The sequence below is a fragment of the Plantactinospora endophytica genome (assembly GCF_016862915.1).
Classification (GTDB): Bacteria; Actinomycetota; Actinomycetes; order Mycobacteriales; family Micromonosporaceae; genus Plantactinospora; species Plantactinospora endophytica.
On the sequence record NZ_BONW01000048.1, the window covers coordinates 1 to 22126 of the forward strand.

Genomic DNA, 22126 nt, shown 5'->3' on the forward strand with positions numbered 1-22126 from the left:
CTCGACGCCCGCCGCAACTGCGCGGGCGCATCTTCCGTGGCTCGCAGGTCGTCGCCCGTGGCCTGTTGACGAAGCACGAGCTCCGCAGCTCGGCATGGCGTCCGCTGTTCCGCGACATCTACGCGGACGCGGAACTGACCGTGGCGCACCACACCCGGTGTGCCGTCGTCGGTCGATTTCTGCTGCCCGAAGGGGCGGCGATCGCCGGTCGTTCGGCAGCCGCGCTGTACGGCGCTACGACTCACGCGGACGAGGACGGGATGGTCGAGGTGGCGGTCCCGTCCGGTACCCGGTTCGGCCCGATGGCCGGGCTCCGGGTGCACACCGCGACCCTGGCCCCCGACGACATCCGGCTCAACGCGGGGGTCCCGGTAACGAGCCCGGTACGCACCTGCTGGGACCTGGCCCGCTGGGTAGAACTCGTCGAGACCGTGGCGCTGGTCGACCAACTCCTCGCCCGCCGGGTGGTCGCCGTTTCCGAGCTGCGCGACTACGCCCTGGGCCGGGCCGGCGACCGGGGTTGGCGCCTGACGCTCCGTGCCGCCGACCTGGCCGATCCGGGAAGTGAGTCCCCGCAGGAGTCCCGGCTGCGGGTGCGCCTGGTCCTCGCCGGACTGCCCCGGCCGGAGACCCAGTACGTCGTGCACGATCGGGGGCGTTTCGTCGCCCGGGTCGACCTCGCCTGGCCCGATGCCAAGGTCGCGGTCGAGTACGACGGCCTCTGGCACAACCACCCGGAGCAGTTCCACCGCGATCGACGACGCCTCAACCGACTGCTGGACAGCGGCTGGCTCGTACTGCACGTCACCGCCCAGCGCATGCGCGACGACTTCGCCGGCCTCCTCGCCGAACTCCGCGCGGCCCTACGCCGCCGACGGTGAAGATCGCACTACTGTCGGGAAGGAGTGGCCTCCCACAAGACCCGAAGCCCCTACTTCCGTGGAGTAACACGATCTTCGTCGCGTCGCGTCGAGCCGGGTTGGTGGGGCGTCGGGTCGTCTAGCCTGCTTCGATGCGGCACACCCTCGAACCGGACGACGCCACCCTGCACGGCCACTTCTCCCGGGACTTCCCGCCGGTACTCACCGTCGACCCGGGCGACACGGTCACGTACCGGACGCTGGACTGCTGGTGGTCGGCCGGACCCTACCCGGGCGGGCACAACCGGGACCGGCCGCGCGTACCGCAGCACCGGCCCGACCACGGTCACGCACTGGTCGGCCCGGTCGCGGTACGCGGCGCGGAGGCCGGCCAGACCCTCGCGGTACGGATCGACGCCGTCGTCCCGGCGACCTGGGGCACCACCGTCGCGGGCGGCTGGCCGAGCCCGTTCAACCAGCGGTACGGCGTCGAGGAGGCCGGGGTGGTGCACGCCTGGCAACTCGATCCGGTGACGATGACCGGCCGCAACCAGCACGGGCACAGCGTCGCACTTCGGCCGTTCCTGGGGGTGCTCGGGATGCCGCCGGCCGAGCCGGGACGGCACTCGACGATCCCGCCCCGGCCGCACGGCGGCAACCTGGACTGCAAGGACCTGGTCGCCGGGAGCACGCTGCTGCTGCCGATCCCGGTCGACGGCGCGCTCTTCTCGGTCGGCGACGGGCACGCCGCGCAGGGCGACGGGGAGGTCGGCGGTACCGCGATCGAGTGCCCGATGGACGAGGTGACGCTCACCTTCGACGTACGCGACGACTTCTCGATCACCGGCCCGGTGGCCCGGACCGCCGACGCCTGGCTGACGATGGGGGTCGGGCCGACCCTCGACGAGGCCACCTTCGCCGCGCTGGAGTCGATGATCGCCCTGCTGGTCCGGCTGCACGGGGTGACCCGACCGGACGCGGTCGCACTGGCCAGTGTCGCGGTGGACGTCCGGGTCACCCAGATCGTCAACCAGACCGTCGGCGCGCACGCGGTGCTCCGGGACGGCGCGCTGCGCTGACCGCGCCACGGCGTGCCGGAACGGCGGCAAGACAGGCGACAGCACGGACGGCAGGAAGGAACGACGGCACGGTGGACAAGAGGCGGGTACGCAACCGGACGAAGGCAAGTACGGCCATCGGGCGGACGAGGGCCGGCGCGCGTTCAGAAGCGCGCGTTCAGGAGAAGGGCGGGTGCCCCGGCGGGCCGAGAGCGCACCGGGGCACCGTGCTCGGTCACACCGTCAGTGACCAGCTCTCCAGCCGGCCGACGTACGGCGGGGCCACGTCCTGCACGCGCAGCCGCCAGGTGCCGTTACGCGGCTCGGCCGCCAGGTTCAGCAGGTAGACCACGTTGACGGGTGAACCGCCGACGACCCGGTCGCGGAGCAGGTAGGAGCTGCCGTCCGGCGCGACCAGTCGCAGTACCAGGTCGGCGACCCGGCCGTGCGAGATCCGCACGGTGACCACGCTGGTCGTCGAGGCGTTGCCCGTGCAGCCGGCGAGGGCGATCGGGCTCTGCACCACGGCGGTGTCCGGGATGGCCAGGCCGGTGGTGTTGGTGCCGGCGCAGGCCGTCGGAGTACCGGCGGTCAGGTTCAGCGTCCAGGTGTCGAGGTGGCCGGTGTCGGCCGGGGCCGCGTCCTGCACCCGCAGCCGCCACCGGCCGTTCGCCGTCTCGCTGGAGAGGTCCACCCGGAAGGTCTGGTCGAGGTTGCCGTCTCCGCCGCCCGTCCGGTTGTGCAGCAGGTACACGCTGCCGTCCGGCGCCACCAGGCTCACCACCAGGTCGCCACGGAAGGTGTGCACGATCCGTACCCGGACGGTGCTGGACGCCGACGCCCGGCCCGGACAGCCGGAGACGGTCACCGCGCTCTCCACCGTGGACAGGTCCGGTACGTCGACGTCGGTGTTGTTGCTGCCGGTGCAGCCGGCGGGGTTGGTGACGGTCAGCGTGTACCGGGCGATGCGGCTGGCGTACGGGCCGGTGCCGGTGACCGTCAGCGGGTAGCTGCCGGGGATCGCCGACGAGCCGACCCGGATCGTCAGTACCGACGAGCGGCCGGCGACGACGGAGGCGGGGCTGAACGTGGCGGTGCTGCCTCTCGGCAGTCCGCTGGCGGTCAGCGCGACGGTCTGCGCCGAGCCGGCGGTGACCCGGGTACTCACCGTCGCGGTGGCCGAGCCGCCCGGTCCGGCCGAGCCGGTCGCCGGGGTGACCGTGAGAGCGAAGTCGTGTGCGGGCGGGCGCAGGTCGCCGACGTGCAGCAGTACGTTCGGCGAGCCGGGTCCCGGGTTGGTGACCAGTCCGGCGGTGCCGCCGTTGACCAGCAGGTCGCGGACCTGCCGTGGGGTGTAGGTCGGGTTCTGCGCCAGGACGAGCGCGGCGGCGCCGGCCACGTGCGGCGACGCCATCGAGGTGCCGTCGGCCGCACCGCTCGCGGTGTCGCTGGCGATGGTGGACGAGGTGATCGCCACGCCGGGGGCGAAGAGGTCGACGCATCTGCCGTAGTTGGAGAAGGAGGCCCGGGCGTCGCTGCGGCCGGGGCCGCCCTGGAGGCCGCCGGTGGCGGCCACGGTGATCGCGGCCGGCACGCCGGCCGGCGAGCTGGCGCAGGCGTCCGCGTACTCGTTGCCGGCCGCGACGGCGTAGCTGACGCCGTCGGCGATCGAGTTCGCCACCGCCGTGTCCGCGGCGCTGTTCGGCGGCCCACCGAGGCTCATGTTCGCCACCGCGCGCTCGCCGGGGTCGTGGTCGCCGGTGACCCAGTCGACTCCGGCGATCACCTCGGCGTACGTGCCGCTGCCGGTGCAGTCCAGCACCCGTACGGCGACCAGGGTGACGCCCTTGGCTACCCCGTATTCGGCGCCGCCGACGGTGCCGGCTACGTGCGTACCGTGGCCCTCGCAGTCGGTGGCGGGTCCGCCGTCGATGGCGTCGAAGCCGGAGATCGCCCGGCCGCCGAAGGTGCGGTGGGTGAACCGGATCCCGGTGTCGACGACGTAGACCCGGACACCGCTGCCGGTGCTCGGATAGGTGTAGCTGTTGTCCAGGGCCAGCGGGCGCTGGTCGATCCGGTCGAGGCCCCAGGAGGGGGTGGGGGTCTGCGTACCGGTGAGCCGGACCCGGTGGTTCTGTTCGACGTACGCCACCGAGGGGTCGGTGCCGAGTCGCCGGGCCGCGTCGGCGGTGCCGGTGAACTCGAATCCGCGCAGCGCGTGCCGGTAGGTGCGGGCCACGGTACCGCCGGCCCGAGCGGCGAGTACGCCGGCCTGCCGGGGTACCGCGTGTGCGCCGACCGCCTTGTCCCGCAGTACCACCAGATAGCTGTCCGCGACGGCGGTGGGTCCGCCCGCGTGCCGGATGGTGCCGTCGGCCGTCGCCGCGCCGGCCACCGCAGGTGCCGTGCCGACCGGGCCGGCGGCCAGCGCGGCGGCCACCAGTCCGGCGGTGAGTGTCCGGGTCACCCGTGGGCACCCGGTTGTACTGGGAACTCTCATCCCCACCCCTCCTTCTCGTCGATGGCCGGACCGCGCGGCGGTGCCGCGACGTCGCCCCGGAGATCGACAAACGGGAGACTACGGGTCGTGATGAACTAGGCGCGGAAAGTAACCGACAGCAGGTCGGTCGGCATCTGGACCGGTGACAACCCGTTACCGGCGGAGGGTGAGGATCAGGTCGGCGACCAGGGCGGTCCAGCCGGTCTGGTGCCAGGCGCCCAGGCCGGCGCCGTTGTCGCCGTGGAAGTACTCGGGGAAGGCGATCAGGTCCTTCCAGTCCGGATGGGTCTGGAAGAGTTCGGCGACACCGTAGATGGGGCGCCGGCCCCAGGCGTCCGGTACGAAGAGCGCGATCAGCCGGGCCGAGAGGTCGTCGGCGATCTCGGTCAACGTGTGCTTGCTACCCGACCGGGTCGGATACTCGACCAGCAGGTCGTCGCCGAAGAACGCGGCATGATCGCGGAGCGCGGAGATCAGCATGAAGTTGGTCGGCATCCAGATCGGGCCACGCCAGTTGGAGTTGCCGCCGAACAGCCCGGAGGTCGACTCGGCCGGCTCGTAGCCGACGGTGAACTCCTGCCCGCCCAACTCCACCGCGAACGGCTTCGCCAGGTGCCGCTTGGAGAGCGTACGCAGCCCGTACGGGGAGAGGAACTCCTCCTCGTCCAGCATCCGGGCGAGCAGCCGTACCACCTGGTCCGGGCCGACCATCGAGAGCAGTCGCTGCTGCCGGCCGTCCCCGCCGAGCCGCCGGCCGCCGATCACCCGGGCGTACTCCGGCTTGTTGGCCAGGAACCAGCGCAGCCGGGCGGTCAGTTCGGGCAGCCGGTTCAGCGTGACCGTGGTGAGCCGGGTGATCGCGGCCAGCGGCAGCAGGCCGACCACCGAGCGCACCTTCAACGGCCGGCTGGTCCCGTCCGGCAGCCGCAGCACGTCGTAGAAGAAGCAGTCCTCCTCGTCCCAGAGCCCCTGGTCGTACGCTGCCGCCGCGATGTACGCGAAGTGCTCGAAGAACTTCGTCGCGATGTCCGAGTACGTCGGGTCGTGCACTGCCAGGATCAGCGCCATGTCGAGCAGGTTCAGCGCGTACATGGCCATCCAGCCGGTGCCGTCGGACTGCTCCAGCACGCCGGCCACCGGCAGCGCGGCCGAGCGGTCGAACGGGCCGACGTTGTCCAGCCCGAGGAAGCCGCCCTCGAAGACGTTGTTGCCGCCGATGTCCTTGCGGTTGACCCACCAGGTGAAGTTCAGCAGCAGCTTGTGCATCATCCGGGCCAGGAAGTCGAAGTCCCGGCCACCGTCGATCTCGAACACCTTCAGCGCCGCCCAGGCGTGCACCGGCGGGTTCACGTCGCCGAACGCCCACTCGTACGCCGGGATCTGCCCGTTCGGGTGCAGGTACCACTCGCGGAGCAGCAACAGCAGTTGCGCCTTGGCGAACCCGGGGTCGACCCGGGCGATGGTGACGCAGTGGAACGCCAGGTCCCAGGCGGCGTACCAGGGATATTCCCAGGGGTCCGGCATCGAGATGACGTCGAAGCTGTTCATGTGCCGCCAGGAGCTGTTCCGGCCGTACCGGTGGCCGTCCGGCGGCGGCGCGGCGCCCGGGTCACCGGTCAGCCACTGCTGCACGTCGAAGTGGTAGAACTGCTTGCCCCACATCAGCCCGGCGATCGCCTGCCGGGCCACCAGCGCCTCCTGCGGGGACGCCCCGGCCGGGATCAGCCGGCCGAAGAACTCGTCCGCCTCGGCCCGGCGGGCCGCCAGCACGGCATCGAAGTCCGCCCCGAGGTCCAGCGGGGGCGCCGGCTCGCTGGCCGGCGGCGGTGCGGTCCGGGTGAGCCGCAACCTGATCGTCGCCTCACCCCGGGCCGGTACCTCCAGCACGTAGTGCAACGCCCCCTTGGTGCCCTCACCGGCCGGGTTGACCGTGTCGGCGCCGTTCACCACGTGGTCGTTGATGCCGTCCTTCGGGTACGCGCTGCGCCCCGGCAGCCCCCACAGCCGCTCGGTGTTGGTCTCGTTGTCGCAGAGCAGCGCGGCCGGCCCGCCGTCGCCCTCCAGCACCAACTGGCCGAGCACCCAGTGCTCGCCGACCAGCCGGCCCGGGGAGCCGACCAGCTTCGGCACCTGGTCCCGGCCGGGCAGCCCCCACGACCAGGTGTTGCGGAACCAGAGCGTGGGCAGCACGTGCAGGGTGGCCGCCTCGTCGCCCCGGTTGGCGACGGTGATCGAGACGCACATGTCGGTCGGGGACGCCTTGGCGTAGTCGACGGTCACCGCCCAGTACCGGTCGTCGTCGAAGATCCCGGTGTCGACCAGCTCGTACTCCGGCTCGTCCCGGCCCCGCGCGGCGTTGACCGCGACCAGGTCGTCGTACGGGAAGGCGGCCTGCGGGTAGTGGTAGCGCCAGCGCATGAAGGAGTGCGTCGGGGTGGAGTCCAGATACCACCAGTAGTCCTTGACGTCCTCGCCGTGGTTGCCGCCGTCCCCGCCGAGGCCGAACATCCGCTCCTTGAGGATCGGATCCTCCCCGTTCCACAGCGCCAGCCCGAAGCAGAAGGTCTGCCACTCGTCGCAGACCCCGGCCATCCCGTCCTCGTTCCACCGGTAGGTGCGGGACCGGGCGTGGTCGTGCGGGAAGTAGTCCCAGGCGGTGCCGTGCTCGCTGTAGTCCTCCCGGACCGTGCCCCAGGCCCGCTCGGCGAGGTAGGGACCCCAGGCCCGCCAGGGCTCCTCTCCGGCGTCGGCCTCGGCCAACCGGACACGCTCCGGGTCCAGTCCGGTACGCTCCGCGTCCCGCCCGTCGTCCATTCGACCCCCGTCCGTCATCCGACCGATCCCCTGCGGTCACCCATCCGATCATTGTGAGCGGTCCTGGCCCGCCCGGCCAACGATCGCGGTGACGCCGCCCACCGCAGTGTGTGCCCGGTCACCGCAGCGGGCATCATGGGCGCCATGCTGCCGATCGAGTTCGGGCCGCGGGTCTGCGGTCACCTGGAGTCCGGGGCCGACCGGGAGTGGCTGGTCCCGGACGGCCTGGGCGGGTACGCGATGGGCACGGTGAGTGGGCTGCGTACCCGGCGCTACCACGGGCTGCTGGTGGTGGCCGGGGAAACTCCGGCGGCTCGCCGGCTCGGACTGGTCAGCCTGGATCCCGAGCTGGTCCTGCCGTCCGGCGCCTCGGTCCGGCTCGGCGCGCACGAGTGGCGCTCCGGCGACGTCGACCCGGACGGTTTCGCCCTGCTGGAGCGCTTCGAGCTGGTCGACGGGCTGCCGCGCTGGCGGTGGCGGATCGGCGACCTGGTGCTGGAGCGGGAGCTGGCGATGGCGTACGGCCGGTCCTGCCTGGCGGTGCGGCACCGGCTGGTCGCCGGTGGGCCGGCCCGGCTCGGCCTGTCGGCGGTGGTGACCTGGCGGGACGGGCACGGCGAGCGGCGCGCGGACGGGCCGGCGCCGAAGGTCGAGCCGGTGGCCGGCGGTGCGGTGGTCGAGGACGCCTTCCGGCTCTCCGGGCCGGAGTGGGTGCCCGAGGGCCGGTGGTGGCACGGCGTACACCACCGCGAGGAGGCGGCCCGGGGACTCACCCCGGACGAGGACCTCTGGTACGCGGGCCGGTTCGGCGGTGCGCTGGACCGCCCCGGGGACTGCGTCTCGGTGCTGGCCTGGGCCGGCGACCTGGCCGAGGAGCCGCCGCCGGCCGACGAGGTGATCGAGGCGGCCCGGCGGCGCAACCGCCGGGTGGTGGCGGCCGGCGCACCGGCGGACCCGGCGACCGCGACGCTGACCCTGGCCGCCGACGCCTTCGTGGTCGGCACCGGGAGCGGGCCGGACGTGGTGGCCGGCTATCCGTGGTTCGGCGCCTGGTCCCGGGACACGATGATCGCGTACGAGGGGCTGTTCCTCGCCACCGGCCGGGCGGACGAGGGCCGGGAACTGCTGCGGGCGTACGCGGGGACGCTGTCGGAGGGGATGCTGGCGAACACCGCCGACACCGGGCGGGTGGAGTACAACACCGTGGACGGGACGCTGTGGTTCCTGCACGCGGTGGCCCGGCAGGTGGCGGTGGCCGGGGACACCGACCTGGCCGCCGAGCTGCTGCCGGCGCTGCGCACGGTGGTCGACTGCCACCTGCGCGGCACCCGGTACGGCATCGTGGCCGACCCGGCCGACGGGCTGCTCACCCAGGGCACCCCCGGGGAGGCGCTGACCTGGATGGACGCCCGGGTCGACGGCGAGCCGGTGACCCAGCGGGCCGGCAAGCCGGTCGAGGTGAACGCGCTCTGGGTCAACGGGCTGGCGGCGGTCGCCGAACTGGCCGGACTGCTCGGGCAGGACGCCGGTGCCGCCCCGGCCGCGCACCGGAAGGCCCGCGCGGCGTTCCGGCGCCGTTTCCCGGCGCCGAGCGGCTGGCTGTACGACGTGGTCGACGCCCCGCCGCCGGACTATCCGCGCGGGGCCGGCGACCGGCACGACGACGACCTGCTCCGGCCGAACCAGCTCCTCTCCTGGTCGCTGCCCTACGCGCCGCTCGACCCCGATCCGGCGGTGCTGCGTCGGATCGGCGCCGCCCTGCTCACCCCGCTGGGGCCGCGCAGTCTCGCCCCGGAGAGCCCCGGCTACCTGCCACGGCACCGGGGCGGCCCCGCCGAGCGGGACTCCGGCTACCACCAGGGCACCGTCTGGCCCTGGCTGATCGGCCCGTACGCGGACGCCTGCCGCCGGGCCGGACTGCCGGTCGACGACCTGTTCGCCGGGCTGCTGGCCCACCTGCCCGAGTACGGGCTCGGCTCGGTGAGCGAGACGGCGGACGGCGCACCGCCGCACGGCGCCACCGGAGCACCGTTCCAGGCCTGGTCGGTGGCGGAGCTGCTGCGGGTGCTGCGGAACTGACCGGGCAGCGTTACATGCCCGCAACGGTCACGTCTTCACCAATTTTCCCGCCACCGGCAGTATTGGCACCAACCCAATGACGCGTAGGCACCCGTAACGGGTGTCTATCCGCGTCTGCGTGGAAATCAACTCAAAGGGGGCTGGGCCATGTCACCGAACGCCGAGGTCGTCAACTTTCCCGCGGCCCGCCCGCTGAAGGTCCTCATCCTCTCCTGGGAGTACCCGCCGGTGCTGGTCGGCGGGCTCGGCCGGCACGTACACGCGCTGGCCACCGCGCTGGCCACCGCCGGACACCAGGTGACCGTGGTGACCCGGCACGGCGACGGCGCCCCGGTCGAGGCGTACGTCGACGGGGTGCACGTGCTGCGCGCCCCCGAGGACCCGGTCGGGTTCCCGCTGGCCACCCCGAGCCTGCTGGCCTGGACGATGGCGTTCAACCACACGCTGACCCGGACCGCGCTGCGGGCCGCCCGGACCGGCGACTACGACGTGATCCACGCCCACGACTGGCTGGTCGCGCACACCGCGATCAACCTCGCCGACCACCTGGACATCCCGCTGGTCACCACGATCCACGCCACCGAGGCCGGCCGGCACCAGGGCTGGCTGCCGGACGAGATGAACCGGACCATCCACTCGGTCGAGCACTGGCTCAGCTCCGAGTCGCACCGGGTGATCACCTGCTCCGGTTACATGCGCGACCAGGTGAACGCGCTGTTCGAGCTGCCGGCCGGGCACGTCGAGGTGGTGCCGAACGGGGTCGACGACCGGGCCTGGTCGGCCCAGCCCCGGGCGGTCGCCGCCGCCCGGAAACGGTACGCCGGGGACGGGCCGCTGGTCGGGTTCGCCGGCCGGCTGGTCTACGAGAAGGGCGTACAGCACCTGGTGCACGCGGTGCCGAGGCTGCGGGAACGGCACCCGGAACTGCGGGTGGTGATCGCCGGGGACGGGCCGTACCGGGAGGAGTTGCAGGACCAGGCCCGCCGGCTCGGGCTGGAGCGCAGCGTACGCTTCGCCGGGTTCATGACCGAGCGGCAGTTGCCCGCGATCCTGGCCGCCACCGACGCCACGGTGGTGCCGAGCCTCTACGAGCCGTTCGGGATGGTCGCCCTGGAGGCCGCCGCCGCCGGTGCACCGCTGGCCGTCGCCGCCACCGGTGGGCTCGCCGAGATCGTCGAGCCGGGCGTCACCGGGGTCACCTTCCCGCACAGCGACCCGGACGCGCTGGCCGGTGCCGTCGACTCGCTCCTCGGCGACGAGGTCTTCGCCCGTCGGGTGGCCCGGAAGGCCCGCACCATGGTCGCCGAACGGTACGGCTGGACCAGCATCGCCGCCCGCACCGCCGCCGTGTACGCCAGCGCGGCGAACGCCGGCCCGACGCCGCGTACCCGGGCGGGGAGCGGGGCGGGGCGGATCGTCGTACCCGAGGGAAACCTGCTGGCCCTCCACGGCGCCGCCTGCTGACCACCCGCACCGACCCCCGCCGGGCCGACTCGCGCACCGGGACCTGGCGGGGTCGGTGCGGTTCGCTCCGACAACTGTGCCGAGCAGTGCCTATGCCGCAGGAGTTGATGCGGGAGGCACGATCCGCTCGCTATCGTGTACGGCGGGTAACAGAGAGGGACACCGCCGGTGCAACAGGGACGGATCGCCGATCGTTACCTGCTGCTGCACACCATCGGTACCGGTGGAATGGGTCGGGTCTGGCTGGCCCGCGACGAGATGCTGCACCGCCCGGTCGCGGTCAAACAGGTGGTCCCGCCGGACTGGATGACCCCGGACGAGCGCGACGAACTGCGCTACCGCACCCTGCGCGAGGCGCGTACCGCCGCCCGGCTCAACCATCCGAACGTGGTCCGGGTCTACGATGTCGTGCACGACGACGACTCCCCGTGGATCGTGATGGAGTACGTCCCGTCCCGCTCGGTCCAGCAGGTGCTGGAGTCGGACGGGCCGCTGTCGCCGCTGCGTACCGCCGAGGTCGGGCTGGCGGTGCTGGCCGCGCTGCGCGCCGCGCACGCGTCCGGGGTACTGCACCGGGACGTCAAGCCGCACAACGTGCTGCTCGCCGAGGACGACGACCGGGTGGTGCTCACCGACTTCGGGCTGGCCACCGTGGACGGTGGAGACGGTGCGCTGACCCGGGACGGTGTGGTGCTCGGTTCGCCGCAGTACGTCTCGCCGGAACGGGCCGCCGACGGCGCCTCCACCGTCGAGTCCGACCTCTGGTCCCTCGGCGCCACCCTGTACGCGGCGGTGGAGGGGCGGTCGCCGTACCGTCGGCGGACCACGATGGCGACGCTGACCGCGCTGGCGGTGGCGCCGCCCGACCCGACCCGGCTGGCCGGTCCGCTCCGCCCGGTGCTGGCCGGGCTGCTCCGCCGCGACCCCCGGCAGCGGCTCACCGCCGACGAGGTCGAACGGCTGCTGCGCCGGATCACCGACCCGCCGCCCCGGTCCGGCCGGCATCCGCTCGCCCTGGCCCGTACCCTGGCCCGCCGGCCGCCGCCCGCGCCGGACGCCGGTCGACCACCCGCGCCGGAGTCGCCGCAGGAGCCGGCCGAGCCGCCGGCCGAGCGCTCCCGGCCGGCGCGTCGCCGGGCGCCGAACCAGCGCCCCCAGCCCGAGGACCGGCCGCAGCCGAACCAGCGCGCCGCCCGGGGCCAGTTCGCCCCGCCGAACCGGCGCGAGCAGCCCGACCAGCAGAGCGACCCGGACCACCCGGCCGGCGTCAACCATGCGGCCGGCGCCACCAACCCGGCCGACCCCGGCGGTACGGCCGCTCGGGACGCGTCGCCCGGCGCGGGTGATCCGGACCGGGCCCGGCCGAGGCCGGAGCGGCAGCCGCATCCGGTGTCCGGTGCGCGCCGCGGCCCGGGTCGGCAGCCGGGCCCCGACGTGCCGGACGGCTCGCGCCACCGGCTGCGCCGGGCCGGCCGGAGCTGGCGGGCGGTGACGGTCGCGCTGGCGCTGACCCTGCTGGCCGGGCTCGGCGCCGGGCTGGCGATGCGGGCCGAGCGGAAGGCCGAGGCACCGCCCGACGCGTCCGCGACCCGGCCGACGGCCGAGGTGGCCGCGGCGTTCCCGTGTGCTCCGCCGCCCGCGCAGACCGTGCCGGTGACCCCCGCGCCGCACCCACCGGACGAGCGTTTCGGGCTCATCGACAACTGGACCTGGTACACCGACCCGAGCGGTTTCCGGATCGCCGTGCCGATCGGCTGGCGCCGCTACACCGACGGCGGGGTGGTCTGCTTCCGGGAGCCGGTGGCCGGCACCGCGCGGATGCTGAGCATCGATCCGAGCACCCCGGCGACCAGGGACGGCCGGGGGTACTGGCTCGCGGAGGAGCGGCGGCTGCTCGGCGCGGGCGCGCTGACCGGGTACGAGCAGGTCGGCATCGGACCGCTGGAGTTGCGGGCCGGCGGGGCGATCTGGGAGTGCCGGTGGACCAACGCGCTCGGCGACCGGGTGCACACCGCCCGGATGCTGATCAACACCTCGGCCGGCCGGGCGTACACCGTCGCCTGGTTGACCCGGGAGTTCGACTGGGGCGTCAACCAGAGCTACCTGCGGATGGTGCAGACCAGCTTCCGCCCGGTCGACTGACCCGGCACGCCGCCACCGTGCCGAACCGCTGCGCCGCCATTCGGCCGGACCGGCGACACGCCGGAGTCGGGTCCCCGACACGACTTTCCGGGTACCGGCGCACCGGCCGTGGCGCATCCTCGGTCGCCCGCGCGGAACCGGGCTGACCTGCCCGGTAACCCGAATCGGTCACGTGTTCGACCACGCCCGGCCGACGTGCTGAAGTGGAGCGTGACGTCGGCGACACCACTGTGGATCAAACGGTGATTGCCTCGCGATCTCTGGTTTGGCACAGTGTCGCCAGCCGTGTGGGATGTACCCGGGGGAGGATGCACGACGATGATGGGGCCATCCCATGCGCTGTCCGGTGCTGCGGTCTGGTTGGCCGGGTCCTGGGGACTCGACTACTTCGCCGGCTACGAGCAGTCGCCGCTGGCGATCGCGGTCGGCACCGCCGTCTGCGCGGGCGGGGCGCTCTTCCCCGACCTCGACATGTCCGGCAAGGTCACGAAGAACCAGGGCGGCGCGACCGTCGCCCGTACCTTCGGCGTGGTGTCGCTGTTCTTCGCCGAGGTGATGGAGAAGATCTCCCTCGGCGTCTACCACGCGACCAAACTGAGCAAGGATCCGCACCGGAACAACGGCCACCGAACCCTGACCCACACGCTGCCGTTCACCTTCCTGGTCGGCTGGGGCACCACCGCGCTCTGCACCGCGTACGGCAAGTGGGCCGTGATCGGCATCCTCTTCTTCATGATCGGCCTGGCTCTGCGCGGGCTCTTCGACGAGTGGGCGAAGCGGGCCGGCTGGGTGATCGTGACCCTGGTGTCGGCGGCGGCGGCCTACTTCACCTTCCTGCACCTGCCCGGCGACCGGGGCTATCCGATGCTGGGGCTGGCGGTCGGCGTCGGCTGCTTCGTGCACATCATGGGCGACATCATCACCAGCAACGGCGTACCGATCCTGTGGCCGGTGCCGATCAAGCGTCGGATGTGGATGATGATCGGCATCCCGAACAAGATCGCCGTCAAGGTCGGTGGCAAGGTGGAGACGGTCGTACTGCGTACCGCCTTCACCGTGATCTCCATCCTCTCCACGCTCGGCCTGGTCGCCCCGTCCGTGCTCCGCCGGTTCAACATCGAGGTCTGACCCGACCGGCAGGTCGGCCGGGGCCGGTCCCGGCCGGACGGTTCAGACGGCGATGCGTTGGGCCGGGACCGGCACGGTCAGCCCCCAGGCGGCGAGCAACTCCGGCGTGTTCGCCCGGCTGCCGTCCGCCACGGTGTCACAGGCGATGTCGACGATCTCGTCCTTGTGGGCCATCAGGTAGGGCCGGGCCCCGACGTCGGCGTTGGCCAGTGCGGCGATGCCGGGCCAGTGCCGACGGCCGAAGAGCATGGGATAGCCGCGCAGCCCCTCGTAGGTGGCGCAGACCAGCGCCTCCGGGTAGGGCAGCGCCGCCACCCGGCGTACCGCCGCCTCGGTCAGCCCCGGCATGTCCACCGGGACCACCACCACCGCCTCGGTGCGTACGTCCGGTACGGCGTCCAGGCCGAGCCGGATCGACGAGCCGATCCCCGTTCCCCAGGAGCGGTTCACCACCACCGTCGACCCGGTCAGGTCGGCGGTGGCCCGCACCTGTTCGGCCGCGGCCCCGAGGACCACCACCAGCGGCCCGCACCCGGCCGACCGCATCGTGTCGAGCACCTGGTTCACCAGGGGTCGCTCCCCCTGGTGCAGCAACGCCTCCGGGCCGCCGATCCGGCGTCCCCCGCCCGCGGCGATGATGATTCCTGCGATCCGACTCAGCGCCGTCACCTTCCGCCCGTCGCGCGACCCCCGCCGCGCGCACAACGGACCCAACGAGCGGAGACGATCCAGGTATCGGCACTAATCGGACTAATCACAGCTATGCCGCATTTGCATAGCAGTCCACCACCGACACGTCGAGCGGAAACCGGACCGGGGTATCGCCGAACAGCAGCCGGCCAGCCTGCTCGGCCGCCCCGTGCACCAACGCGGTCACCTGGTCGGCCTGCTCCGCCGGGCAGTGCACCAGCACCTCGTCGTGCTGGAAGAAGACCAGCTCGGGACGGCCCGCCCCGGCACCGTCGGCAAGCCCGGCCAACCCGTTGCGCAGCCCGGCCAGCAGGGTCAACGCCCACTCCGCAGCGGTCGCCTGGATGACGAAGTTGCGGGTGAACCGGCCCCGGGCCCGCGCGGCGGCCCTGGCCCGGGGACCGAACGGGTCGACGGCGGCCGACTCGACCACCGGCCCCTCCCCCTCCTCGGACTCCCGCACCGAGACCGAGGCCGGCGGGCAGGTACGCCCGAGCCAGGACCGGACCAGCCCGCCGCCCTCACCGGTCCGGGCCGCCGCCTCGACGTACTCGAAGGCGGTCGGATAGCTGCGCCGGAGCACCGCCAGCGCGGGGATCGCCTCGCCGCCGGTCTGGCCGTACATCGCGCCGAGCAGGGCCAGCTTGGCCCGGGCCCGGTCACCGCCGAAGCTGTCCCGGGCCAGCGCGGTGTAGAGGTCACCGGCACCACCGGCGGCGGCGAGCCGGGCGTCCCCGGAGACCGCCGCCAGCACCCTCGGCTCCAACTGGCCGGCGTCGGCGACCACGAACCGCCAGCCCGGATCGGCCAGCACCGCCCGCCGGACCACCTTCGGGATCTGCAACGCGCCGCCGCCCCGGGTCGCCCACCGCCCGGAGACCACCCCGGCCGGCACGTACTCCGGGCGGAACCTGCCGTCCCGTACCCAGGCGTCCCGCCAGGCCCAGCCGTGCGCCGTCCAGATCCGGTAGAGCTCCTTGTATTCCAGCAGCAGCGGTACCGCCGGATGGTCGATACCGCGCAGCACCCAGGCCCGGGTGCTCGGCAGGTCGTGGCCGGCCCGGGCGAAGGCGCGGAGCAGCTCGGCCGGCGACTCGGCGTGCAGTTGGCGTACCCCGAAGGCCGCCGCGATCCGCGCGGACAGCTCCGCCAGCCGGCGTGGCGGCCCACCCACCGGCGACGGCTCACCGAGCAGGTCGACCAGGAGCGCGTCGTGCACGTCGGCCCGCCACGGCAGCCCGGTGGCGCTCATCTCGGCGGCGATCAGCGCACCGGCCGACTCGGCCGCCACCAGCAACCGGAACCGCCCGGGCCGTGGGCTCGCCGCGATCCGGGCCTGCTGGTCGGCGTAGACCCGGACCAGCGCGTCGAGACCGAGCGGCGGCGGCCCCGGCACGACGTCGAAGAGCGCGGCCTGGTTGTCGCCCGGCGGCGCGGCGGCCCGGGGCGGCGGATCGGCCGGCACCGGTGCGCCGGTCAACCGGGCCCAGGCGGCGGCCAGCCCGCGCGGCTCGCCCCAGCGCCCGTCCTGGCCCAGCAGCAGCGCCTCGGTCAGCTCGATGTCGTGGCAGCGCTCCACCCGGCGGCCCTGGCGGAGCAGCCCGGGATAACTCGCGGCGGTGGACGCCCAGACCCAGCGGGGCCGGTCGGCCCACTCCCGGGACTCGACCGCCGCGCCGAGGTCGGCGACCCGCTCGGCGGCGCCCAGCGGCCGGCCGTCCGGACGCAACGGCTGGAGCAGACCTCCGCCGCCGTCCTCGTCCCCGACCACCGCCACCAGCACGCCGACGATTCTGCCCGCACCGACCGACAACCCTCGCCGGACGGCGGACCAAGTGCGGGGTCGGCCGGCGAACGCTAGCCGGTCGGCCCGGACGCCGCCGCGCGGTCGCCGTCGTCGCGCAGCCGGGCGTGCAGGTGTACGTCGTGCCAGCCGTCCGCGTGCCACCACGCGCCGCGCAGGGTGCCCTCGACCGGGTACCCGAGTTTGCCGGCGACCCGGCAGGAGGCACTGTTCACGGCCGAGTGCCGCAGGTCGAGCCGGTGCAGTCCGAGGCGGTCGAAGGCCCACGCCTGGAGCAGGCGTACCGCCCGACCGGCGAGGCCGTCGCCCCGGGCCGCCGGCAGTACCCAGTACGACACCTCGGCCGATGCCTGGTCGAACCGGATGTCGCGCAGTCCCACCTGGCCGAGCGGCCGGTCGGAGGACGGCTCGACCACCGCCCAGCTCGCGTCGCTCTCGGCGGCCCAGCGGGCTGGCCACTGCGCGGTCCAGTCTCGCGCCTCGGCGTCGCCGTCCATCCGGCGCAGGTGCCACCGCTGGATCTGCGGGCAGTCGAACGCGGCCCGTACCGCCCCGGCGTCGTCGACGCGCCACGGCCGCAGTGCGATCGTCCCGTCGTCAGCGGCGAGCCGGGGCTGGCGGATCCCGCCCAGCGTGCCGGTGGGCAGGATCGGCGGTACCAGCGGCGGCATCCGTCCATGATTGCCGAGCCGACGAGGTCGGGCCGCACCGGGCGGGACCGCCAGGACGACTCCGATCGCGGCGAACATGCCCGGTGAGGTCGGGTCCGGTATCTCGGTGTCGGCCCCGAAGCCGAGCGACCGGGAAGTTCCCCGGACACGCACGAACCCCGACCTCCTCGTGAGAGGCCGGGGCCCGGCTACGACGGCCCGGCCGGTAGGTGGCCGGGCCGCCCGACAGTGGCGCGACCGGATCGGCCGCGCTGCTGTGTCGCGCCGTCGGTGAGGCCGGCGGGCTACTTGACCGCCCCGGCGGTGAGGCCGGACTGGATCTGCCGCTGGAAGATCGCGTAGACCAGGATCATCGGCAGGATCGCCATGGTCAGCGCGGCGAACAGGCCGGACCAGTCCGCCTCGTAGCCGGCGTTGACCGAGATGTCGGCGATGCCCTGGGTGAGCACCCACTTGTCCTCGGCGTTGGAGAGCAGCACCAGCGGAAGCTGGTACTGCGACCACTGGCCGATGATGTTGAAGATGCCGACGCTGATCAGACCGGGCTTGGCCATCGGCAGCATCACCTGGAAGAACAGCCGGGTGTGCGAGCAGCCGTCGATCATTCCGGCCTCGGCTACCGAGGTCGGCAGCGTCTTGAAGAACGCGGCCAGGAAGAAGACCGTGAACGGCAACGAGTACGCGATGTAGACGAGTACCAGCCCGGTGTGCGAGTTGAGCAGGCCGAGGTTGTCCACCACGAAGAAGAGCGGCACCAGGGCGAGGAAGACCGGGAAGGCCAGCCCGGAGACGAACAGGTAGTAGATCACCCGGTTGCCGACGAACTTGTAGCGGGCCAGCACGTACGCGGCCATCGAGCCGAGCAGCATGGTGCCGAAGACGCCGCAGGAGACCACGATCACGCTGTTCACGAAGAACCTGCCGACCCGGGCCTGCGTCCAGGCCCGGCCCCAGTTCTCCCAGCGCAGTTCGGCCGGGAGCGTCCACGGGCTGCTGAAGATCTCCGGGGTGTTCTTGAACGAGGCCAGGAAGGTCCAGAGGATCGGGACGATGACGATCACCGCCCAGACCACCAGGGCCACGTGACCCAGGCTGGACAGCAGTCGTACCTCGGATTTGACCCGCCGGGCGCGGGCCTTCCTGCCGGTCCCGGCGGCCGGGCCGCGTTCTCCCGGCCCGGTGCGCGGGCGCTCGGTCTGTGTCGTCATCTGCGGTCCCATCTCAGTACTCGATGCTCTCCCGCTTGGACACCCGCAGCGTGAGTGCCGCGAACGTGATGGTCAGGAAGAACAGCGCGACGCCCATGGCCGAGGCGTAGCCGGCCCGGCCGTAGGTGAAGGCGTTGCGGTAGATCTCCATCGCCAGCACCGTGGTGGCCCCGTCCGGGCCGCCGCTGTCGATGGAGAGCACCGCGACGATGGCGAAGCAGTCGAAGGCCGCGATGCCGAGATAGACCCAGGCCACCTGGAGGGTGTCCCAGAGCAGTGGCAGGGTGACCCGGAAGAAGAGCGTGACCCGGGTGGCGCCGTCGATCTCGGCGGCCTCGTAGATCTCGGTCGGAATGGACGCCATGCCGGCGGAGAAGAGTACGACGTAGAAGCCGACGCCCTGCCAGACCAGCACCCCGATGATCGACCAGAGGGCGAGGCTCGGGTTGATCATGAAGTAGATCGGATCCAGCCCGATCTTCGTCAGTACGCCGTTGATCAGGCCGGACTCGTCCGGCCGGTACACCATCTGGAACAGCACGGCGATGATCGCCACCGCCAGGACCTGGGGGAAGAAGAACACCACCCGGTAGAAGGCCGACCCCCGGACCCCGACGCGCTGCCCGCCCTTGCTCCCGCCGCCGACGTTCAGCATGAACGCGAAGAACAGGGCGATGACGATGGTGATCAGCGGCAGGGCGAGCAGGATTATCCCGTGGTGCTGGACCGCCTTCCAGAAGGCCGTGTCGTTGAACAGCCGCTGGAAGTTCTCGAACCCGATGAACTCCGGCGCGCCGATGCCCCGCCAGTTCGTGAAAGCGAGCTGGAACGCCTGGGCGTACGGCGCGATCACGAAGATCGAGTAGAGCGTGACCGGCAGGAAGAGAAAGCCGATCACGAACGGGTACTTGCCCTGCCGCATGATCACTCCACCTCGGTCAATCAGCGCGTGAACTTGGCGACGCTGCTGTCGCTCTTGATGGCGTCCGCGCGCTTCTGGATCCGGTCGGCCCACTGCTCGGCGCTGGCGCGGCCGAACATCAACTCGTTGGTCGCCGTCCGGGCCTCAGTGTCCAGCTCCTTGTACCAGTTGTCGAACATCATGTTGAAGACGTTCGCCCCGGCCGCCTTCAGCGCGGCCTGCGAGCTGGCCACACCCGGCGGGAACGCGTAGCCCTCGCTGCCGGCCGGTACCACGGTGGCCGCCCCGACGGTCTCGGTGAAGCCCCGGGTGCCCGCCTTGGAGAGCATCTGCCGCATGTACTCCATGCCGCCGCGCGGGTTCTTGCTCTTGGCGGAGACGAAGTACCCCTCGCCACCGGCCGCCCGGATCGCCCCGGCCGGCAGCTTGTCTCCGGCGGTCAGGCTCGGCACCGCCATGAGCTGGTACTCGAAGCCGGCCGGCGTGTCCTTCTTCTGCTCGTTCTCCAGCCAGTCACCGCTGGGGTAGAAGGCGAGCTTGTACTGGTTCTGCCGGAGCTGCACGTCGGTGTGCCGGAGACCCTCGAAGCTCTTGTCGCCGTACTTGGCGCCGATCTCGGCCCAGGCCTTGGCGGACTGGAGGACCGCGTCGGCCTTCCAGGCGTTCGGCTCCAGGTTGTCGATCGCCTTCAGCACGTCCGGCCCGCCGAGCTTGGCGGCCTGGGTCAGGATCACGTTCCACTGGTAGTAGGCGGCGTTCGCCCCGGCGTAGCCGTACGGGGTGATGCCCTTGGCCTTGATCTTGTCGCAGAGCGCGGTGAAGTCGGCCCAGGTGGTGGGCACGGTCCAGCCGTTGTCCTTGAAGAGCTTGCCGGAGTACCAGATGCCGTAGACGGTGGAGACGTAGTACAGCACGAACGGCTTGCGCCCGCCGTCCTTGGTGGTGAACATGCCCTGCTCGACGACGCCGGGGATGACGGTGTCCCGGACCTTCTTGTTCGGGTCGTCGACCGACGGCGCGTCCCACAGCTCGGTCAGGTCCTGGAGCTGGTTGTCGTTGACCAGGGCGCCGAAGTCGAGGAACTTCTCGCCCGAGTTGTTGACGAACTCCGGCGGGTCACCGGCGGTGAACCGGGGCTGGAGCACCGTGGAGACCGCCTGGGTGGCCTGGTGCTTGATCTGCGCCTTCGGGAAGGCGGTCTGGTAGAGCTTCTCGTGCACGTCGGTGGCGTACTTCTCGCCGTACCCACCGTTGAAGATGATCACCTCCAGCGCGGCGTCCTCCTTGACGCCGAGCGGGTTGGTGGCGCTCTTCTCCCCGGTCTCCTGCTCGGTGGTGCCCTCGTCGTCACCGCCGGTGGCGCAGGCGCTGAGCAGGCCGGCGGCCGGGGTGGCGAGCAGCCCGGCGGCGGCGGCCCGGCGCAGCACCGTACGGCGGCTGCTGCCCAGCGCGGCCGGCAGGTCCGGCCCGTTGGTGGCCGACGGGTCAACGCGGTCCGACGTGTGGTCGGGGGTTGCGGACATCTTCATCTCCTCAGTTGAGAATCGGGTCGGGCCGGCCGGACGACTCCGGTTCGGCCTGACCTGCCAGCGGTGCGGTTACTCGCTCCCAGGGAGCGATCGGGCCGGAGGTCGACAGGTGCTACCCCCACCCCGACGTGTCGGTGTCGAATGCGTGTCACGGCCGCGCCTCCTTGACCGCCTTGTGCCCGCGCACCGCCCTGGCCGTCCGCTGGAAGGCGTCGTGGGCCCGGTCGTGGGTGCGCTGTGCGACGGCGATGTAGAGCAGGTCGAGCACGACGAGCTGCGGATGCCGGGCGGAGAGTGCGTCCGGCCGGAAGGTGGTCGCCTGGCTGGCGGTGAGCAGGACGATGTCGGCCAGTTCGGCCAGCGGCGACCGGGGGAACCCGGTCAGCGCCACCGTGGTCGCGCCGTGGCTGCCGGCCTCGGCGAGGGTCTCGATCGTCTCGCGGGTCTGGCCGCCGTGCGAAATGCCCAGGGCGACGTCGCCCGGGCGGAGCAGCGCGGCGCTGGCCAACCCCTCGTGTACGTCGTTCCACGCCCACGCCGCCACGCCGATGCGGTGCAGGCTGAACTGCATCTCCTCGCCGACCAGGGCACTGCCGCTGGCGCCGAAGATGTTCACCCGGGCGGCTCCGGCGATCGCCTCGGCGGCCCGGCCGACCTCGGCCAAATCCAGCAGCGCGGCGGTGTCGTGCATGGCCTGGGTGTCCGCCGCGATGATCTGACCGAGGACCCGCTCCAGCGGGTCGGTCGGCTGGATCTCCCGGCCGATGTCGACCGTCCAGCCGGCGACGTGCGCCCGGCCGGTCTCGGCGGCGATGCCGAGCCGGAGGTCGGCGTAGCCCTCGAACCCCAGCGCCCGGCAGAACCGGGTCACGGTGGCCGGGGACGTGCCGCTGCGCTCCGCCAGCTCGACGATGGTGGCCCGGGCAGCGGCGGCCGGATCGCTGAGCACCTGCTCGGCCACCCGCTGCAACGCGCCGCTGAACTCGGTGAGCCGGACCCGGACCAGCACGCTGTCCGCTGGTGAGAGTCCGGCGGCAGCCCGGCGGTCAGCCTCGGCGTCGACCACCGCGGTCCCCGCGATGGTGTCCGCCTCGTGCTCGACCATGGGCCCACCTTTCCGAAAAGGAAGTTAACTGTTAGTGGTAAAAGTTCTTACTAAGGCCCCCTCCTTGTCAAGACGATGGGTGAAGTTTTCAAACTGTTACCTGGACGGGACTGGTGTCGGACTGCCGACGCTTGCCCCGGACAGCCGCACCG

At 72.5% G+C, this 22126-nt stretch carries 15 protein-coding genes; 6 read left to right on the forward strand and 9 right to left on the reverse strand.

All coding sequences use genetic code 11. The features are described 5' to 3' along the window. The coding region (locus tag Pen02_RS38705; RefSeq protein WP_203871183.1) for a type IV toxin-antitoxin system AbiEi family antitoxin at nt 1-881 on the forward strand (881 nt) is incomplete at its 5' end. A 131-nt stretch (nt 882-1012) separates the two neighbouring features. Next, nucleotides 1013-1939, forward strand: a complete 927-nt coding sequence (locus Pen02_RS38710; RefSeq protein WP_203871184.1) for an acetamidase/formamidase family protein — start codon at nt 1013-1015, stop codon at nt 1937-1939. 214 nt (nt 1940-2153) lie between these two features. On the opposite strand, the gene Pen02_RS38715 is transcribed toward Pen02_RS38710, so the two are convergent. Further along, nucleotides 2154-4385 (reverse strand): S8 family serine peptidase, encoded by a 2232-nt coding sequence (locus Pen02_RS38715; RefSeq protein WP_239141972.1) that lies wholly within the window; start codon nt 4383-4385, stop codon nt 2154-2156. 186 nt (nt 4386-4571) lie between these two features. Next, nucleotides 4572-7250 (reverse strand): MGH1-like glycoside hydrolase domain-containing protein, encoded by a 2679-nt coding sequence (locus Pen02_RS38720; protein WP_239141973.1) that lies wholly within the window; start codon nt 7248-7250, stop codon nt 4572-4574. Nucleotides 7251-7376: 126 nt separating this feature from the next. Here Pen02_RS38720 and Pen02_RS38725 point away from each other — a divergent pair, with 126 nt between their 5' ends. The 4 genes from Pen02_RS38725 to Pen02_RS38740 all read left to right on the forward strand — a co-directional run bounded on the left by Pen02_RS38725 (nt 7377) and on the right by Pen02_RS38740 (nt 14045). Beyond that, nucleotides 7377-9311 (forward strand): amylo-alpha-1,6-glucosidase, encoded by a 1935-nt coding sequence (locus Pen02_RS38725; RefSeq protein WP_203871186.1) that lies wholly within the window; start codon nt 7377-7379, stop codon nt 9309-9311. 147 nt (nt 9312-9458) lie between these two features. Continuing rightward, entirely contained in the window at nt 9459-10775 is a 1317-nt protein-coding gene (locus Pen02_RS38730) for a glycosyltransferase family 4 protein (RefSeq protein WP_203871187.1), read from the forward strand. Between the two features lie 168 nt (nt 10776-10943). After that, nucleotides 10944-12917, forward strand: a complete 1974-nt coding sequence (locus Pen02_RS38735; RefSeq protein WP_203871188.1) for a serine/threonine-protein kinase — start codon at nt 10944-10946, stop codon at nt 12915-12917. A 318-nt stretch (nt 12918-13235) separates the two neighbouring features. Further along, nucleotides 13236-14045, forward strand: a complete 810-nt coding sequence (locus tag Pen02_RS38740) for a metal-dependent hydrolase (protein WP_203871189.1) — start codon at nt 13236-13238, stop codon at nt 14043-14045. A gap of 42 nt (nt 14046-14087) precedes the next feature. On the opposite strand, the gene Pen02_RS38745 is transcribed toward Pen02_RS38740, so the two are convergent. The 7 genes from Pen02_RS38745 to Pen02_RS38775 all read right to left on the reverse strand — a co-directional run bounded on the left by Pen02_RS38745 (nt 14088) and on the right by Pen02_RS38775 (nt 21974). After that, nucleotides 14088-14687, reverse strand: coding sequence for a nucleotidyltransferase family protein (locus tag Pen02_RS38745; protein WP_203871202.1), 600 nt, complete (start codon nt 14685-14687; stop codon nt 14088-14090). A gap of 118 nt (nt 14688-14805) precedes the next feature. Then, nucleotides 14806-16548, reverse strand: a complete 1743-nt coding sequence (locus tag Pen02_RS38750; RefSeq protein WP_203871190.1) for a bifunctional 3'-5' exonuclease/DNA polymerase — start codon at nt 16546-16548, stop codon at nt 14806-14808. A 44-nt stretch (nt 16549-16592) separates the two neighbouring features. Then, nucleotides 16593-17363: a GNAT family N-acetyltransferase gene (locus tag Pen02_RS38755; RefSeq protein ID WP_307837770.1), complete on the reverse strand. Its 771-nt coding sequence runs from the start codon at nt 17361-17363 to the stop codon at nt 16593-16595. 131 nt (nt 17364-17494) lie between these two features. Further along, nucleotides 17495-18418, reverse strand: a complete 924-nt coding sequence (locus tag Pen02_RS38760) for a carbohydrate ABC transporter permease (RefSeq protein ID WP_203871191.1) — start codon at nt 18416-18418, stop codon at nt 17495-17497. A gap of 13 nt (nt 18419-18431) precedes the next feature. After that, a complete protein-coding gene (locus tag Pen02_RS38765) occupies nt 18432-19340 on the reverse strand; it encodes a carbohydrate ABC transporter permease (protein WP_203871192.1) in 909 nt (302 codons plus the stop codon). A 20-nt stretch (nt 19341-19360) separates the two neighbouring features. After that, nucleotides 19361-20863 (reverse strand): N-acetylglucosamine/diacetylchitobiose ABC transporter substrate-binding protein, encoded by a 1503-nt coding sequence (gene ngcE, locus Pen02_RS38770; protein WP_203871193.1) that lies wholly within the window; start codon nt 20861-20863, stop codon nt 19361-19363. Nucleotides 20864-21017: 154 nt separating this feature from the next. Continuing rightward, nucleotides 21018-21974 (reverse strand): MurR/RpiR family transcriptional regulator, encoded by a 957-nt coding sequence (locus Pen02_RS38775; protein ID WP_203871194.1) that lies wholly within the window; start codon nt 21972-21974, stop codon nt 21018-21020. Between the last annotated feature and the right edge of the window lie 152 nt (nt 21975-22126).

What these genes read in the sequence shown, in the direction of transcription:
- Pen02_RS38740 (WP_203871189.1), top strand. Translation starts at nt 13,236, where the DNA reads ATGATGGGGCCATCCCATGCGCTGTCCGGTGCTGCGGTCTGGTTGGCC.
- Pen02_RS38765 (WP_203871192.1), bottom strand. Translation starts at nt 19,340, where the DNA reads ATGCGGCAGGGCAAGTACCCGTTCGTGATCGGCTTTCTCTTCCTGCCG.
- Pen02_RS38760 (WP_203871191.1), bottom strand. Translation starts at nt 18,418, where the DNA reads ATGACGACACAGACCGAGCGCCCGCGCACCGGGCCGGGAGAACGCGGC.
- ngcE (WP_203871193.1), bottom strand. Translation starts at nt 20,863, where the DNA reads ATGTCCGCAACCCCCGACCACACGTCGGACCGCGTTGACCCGTCGGCC.
- Pen02_RS38775 (WP_203871194.1), bottom strand. Translation starts at nt 21,974, where the DNA reads ATGGTCGAGCACGAGGCGGACACCATCGCGGGGACCGCGGTGGTCGAC.
- Pen02_RS38720 (WP_239141973.1), bottom strand. Translation starts at nt 7,250, where the DNA reads ATGACGGACGGGGGTCGAATGGACGACGGGCGGGACGCGGAGCGTACC.
- Pen02_RS38710 (WP_203871184.1), top strand. Translation starts at nt 1,013, where the DNA reads ATGCGGCACACCCTCGAACCGGACGACGCCACCCTGCACGGCCACTTC.
- Pen02_RS38730 (WP_203871187.1), top strand. Translation starts at nt 9,459, where the DNA reads ATGTCACCGAACGCCGAGGTCGTCAACTTTCCCGCGGCCCGCCCGCTG.
- Pen02_RS38725 (WP_203871186.1), top strand. Translation starts at nt 7,377, where the DNA reads ATGCTGCCGATCGAGTTCGGGCCGCGGGTCTGCGGTCACCTGGAGTCC.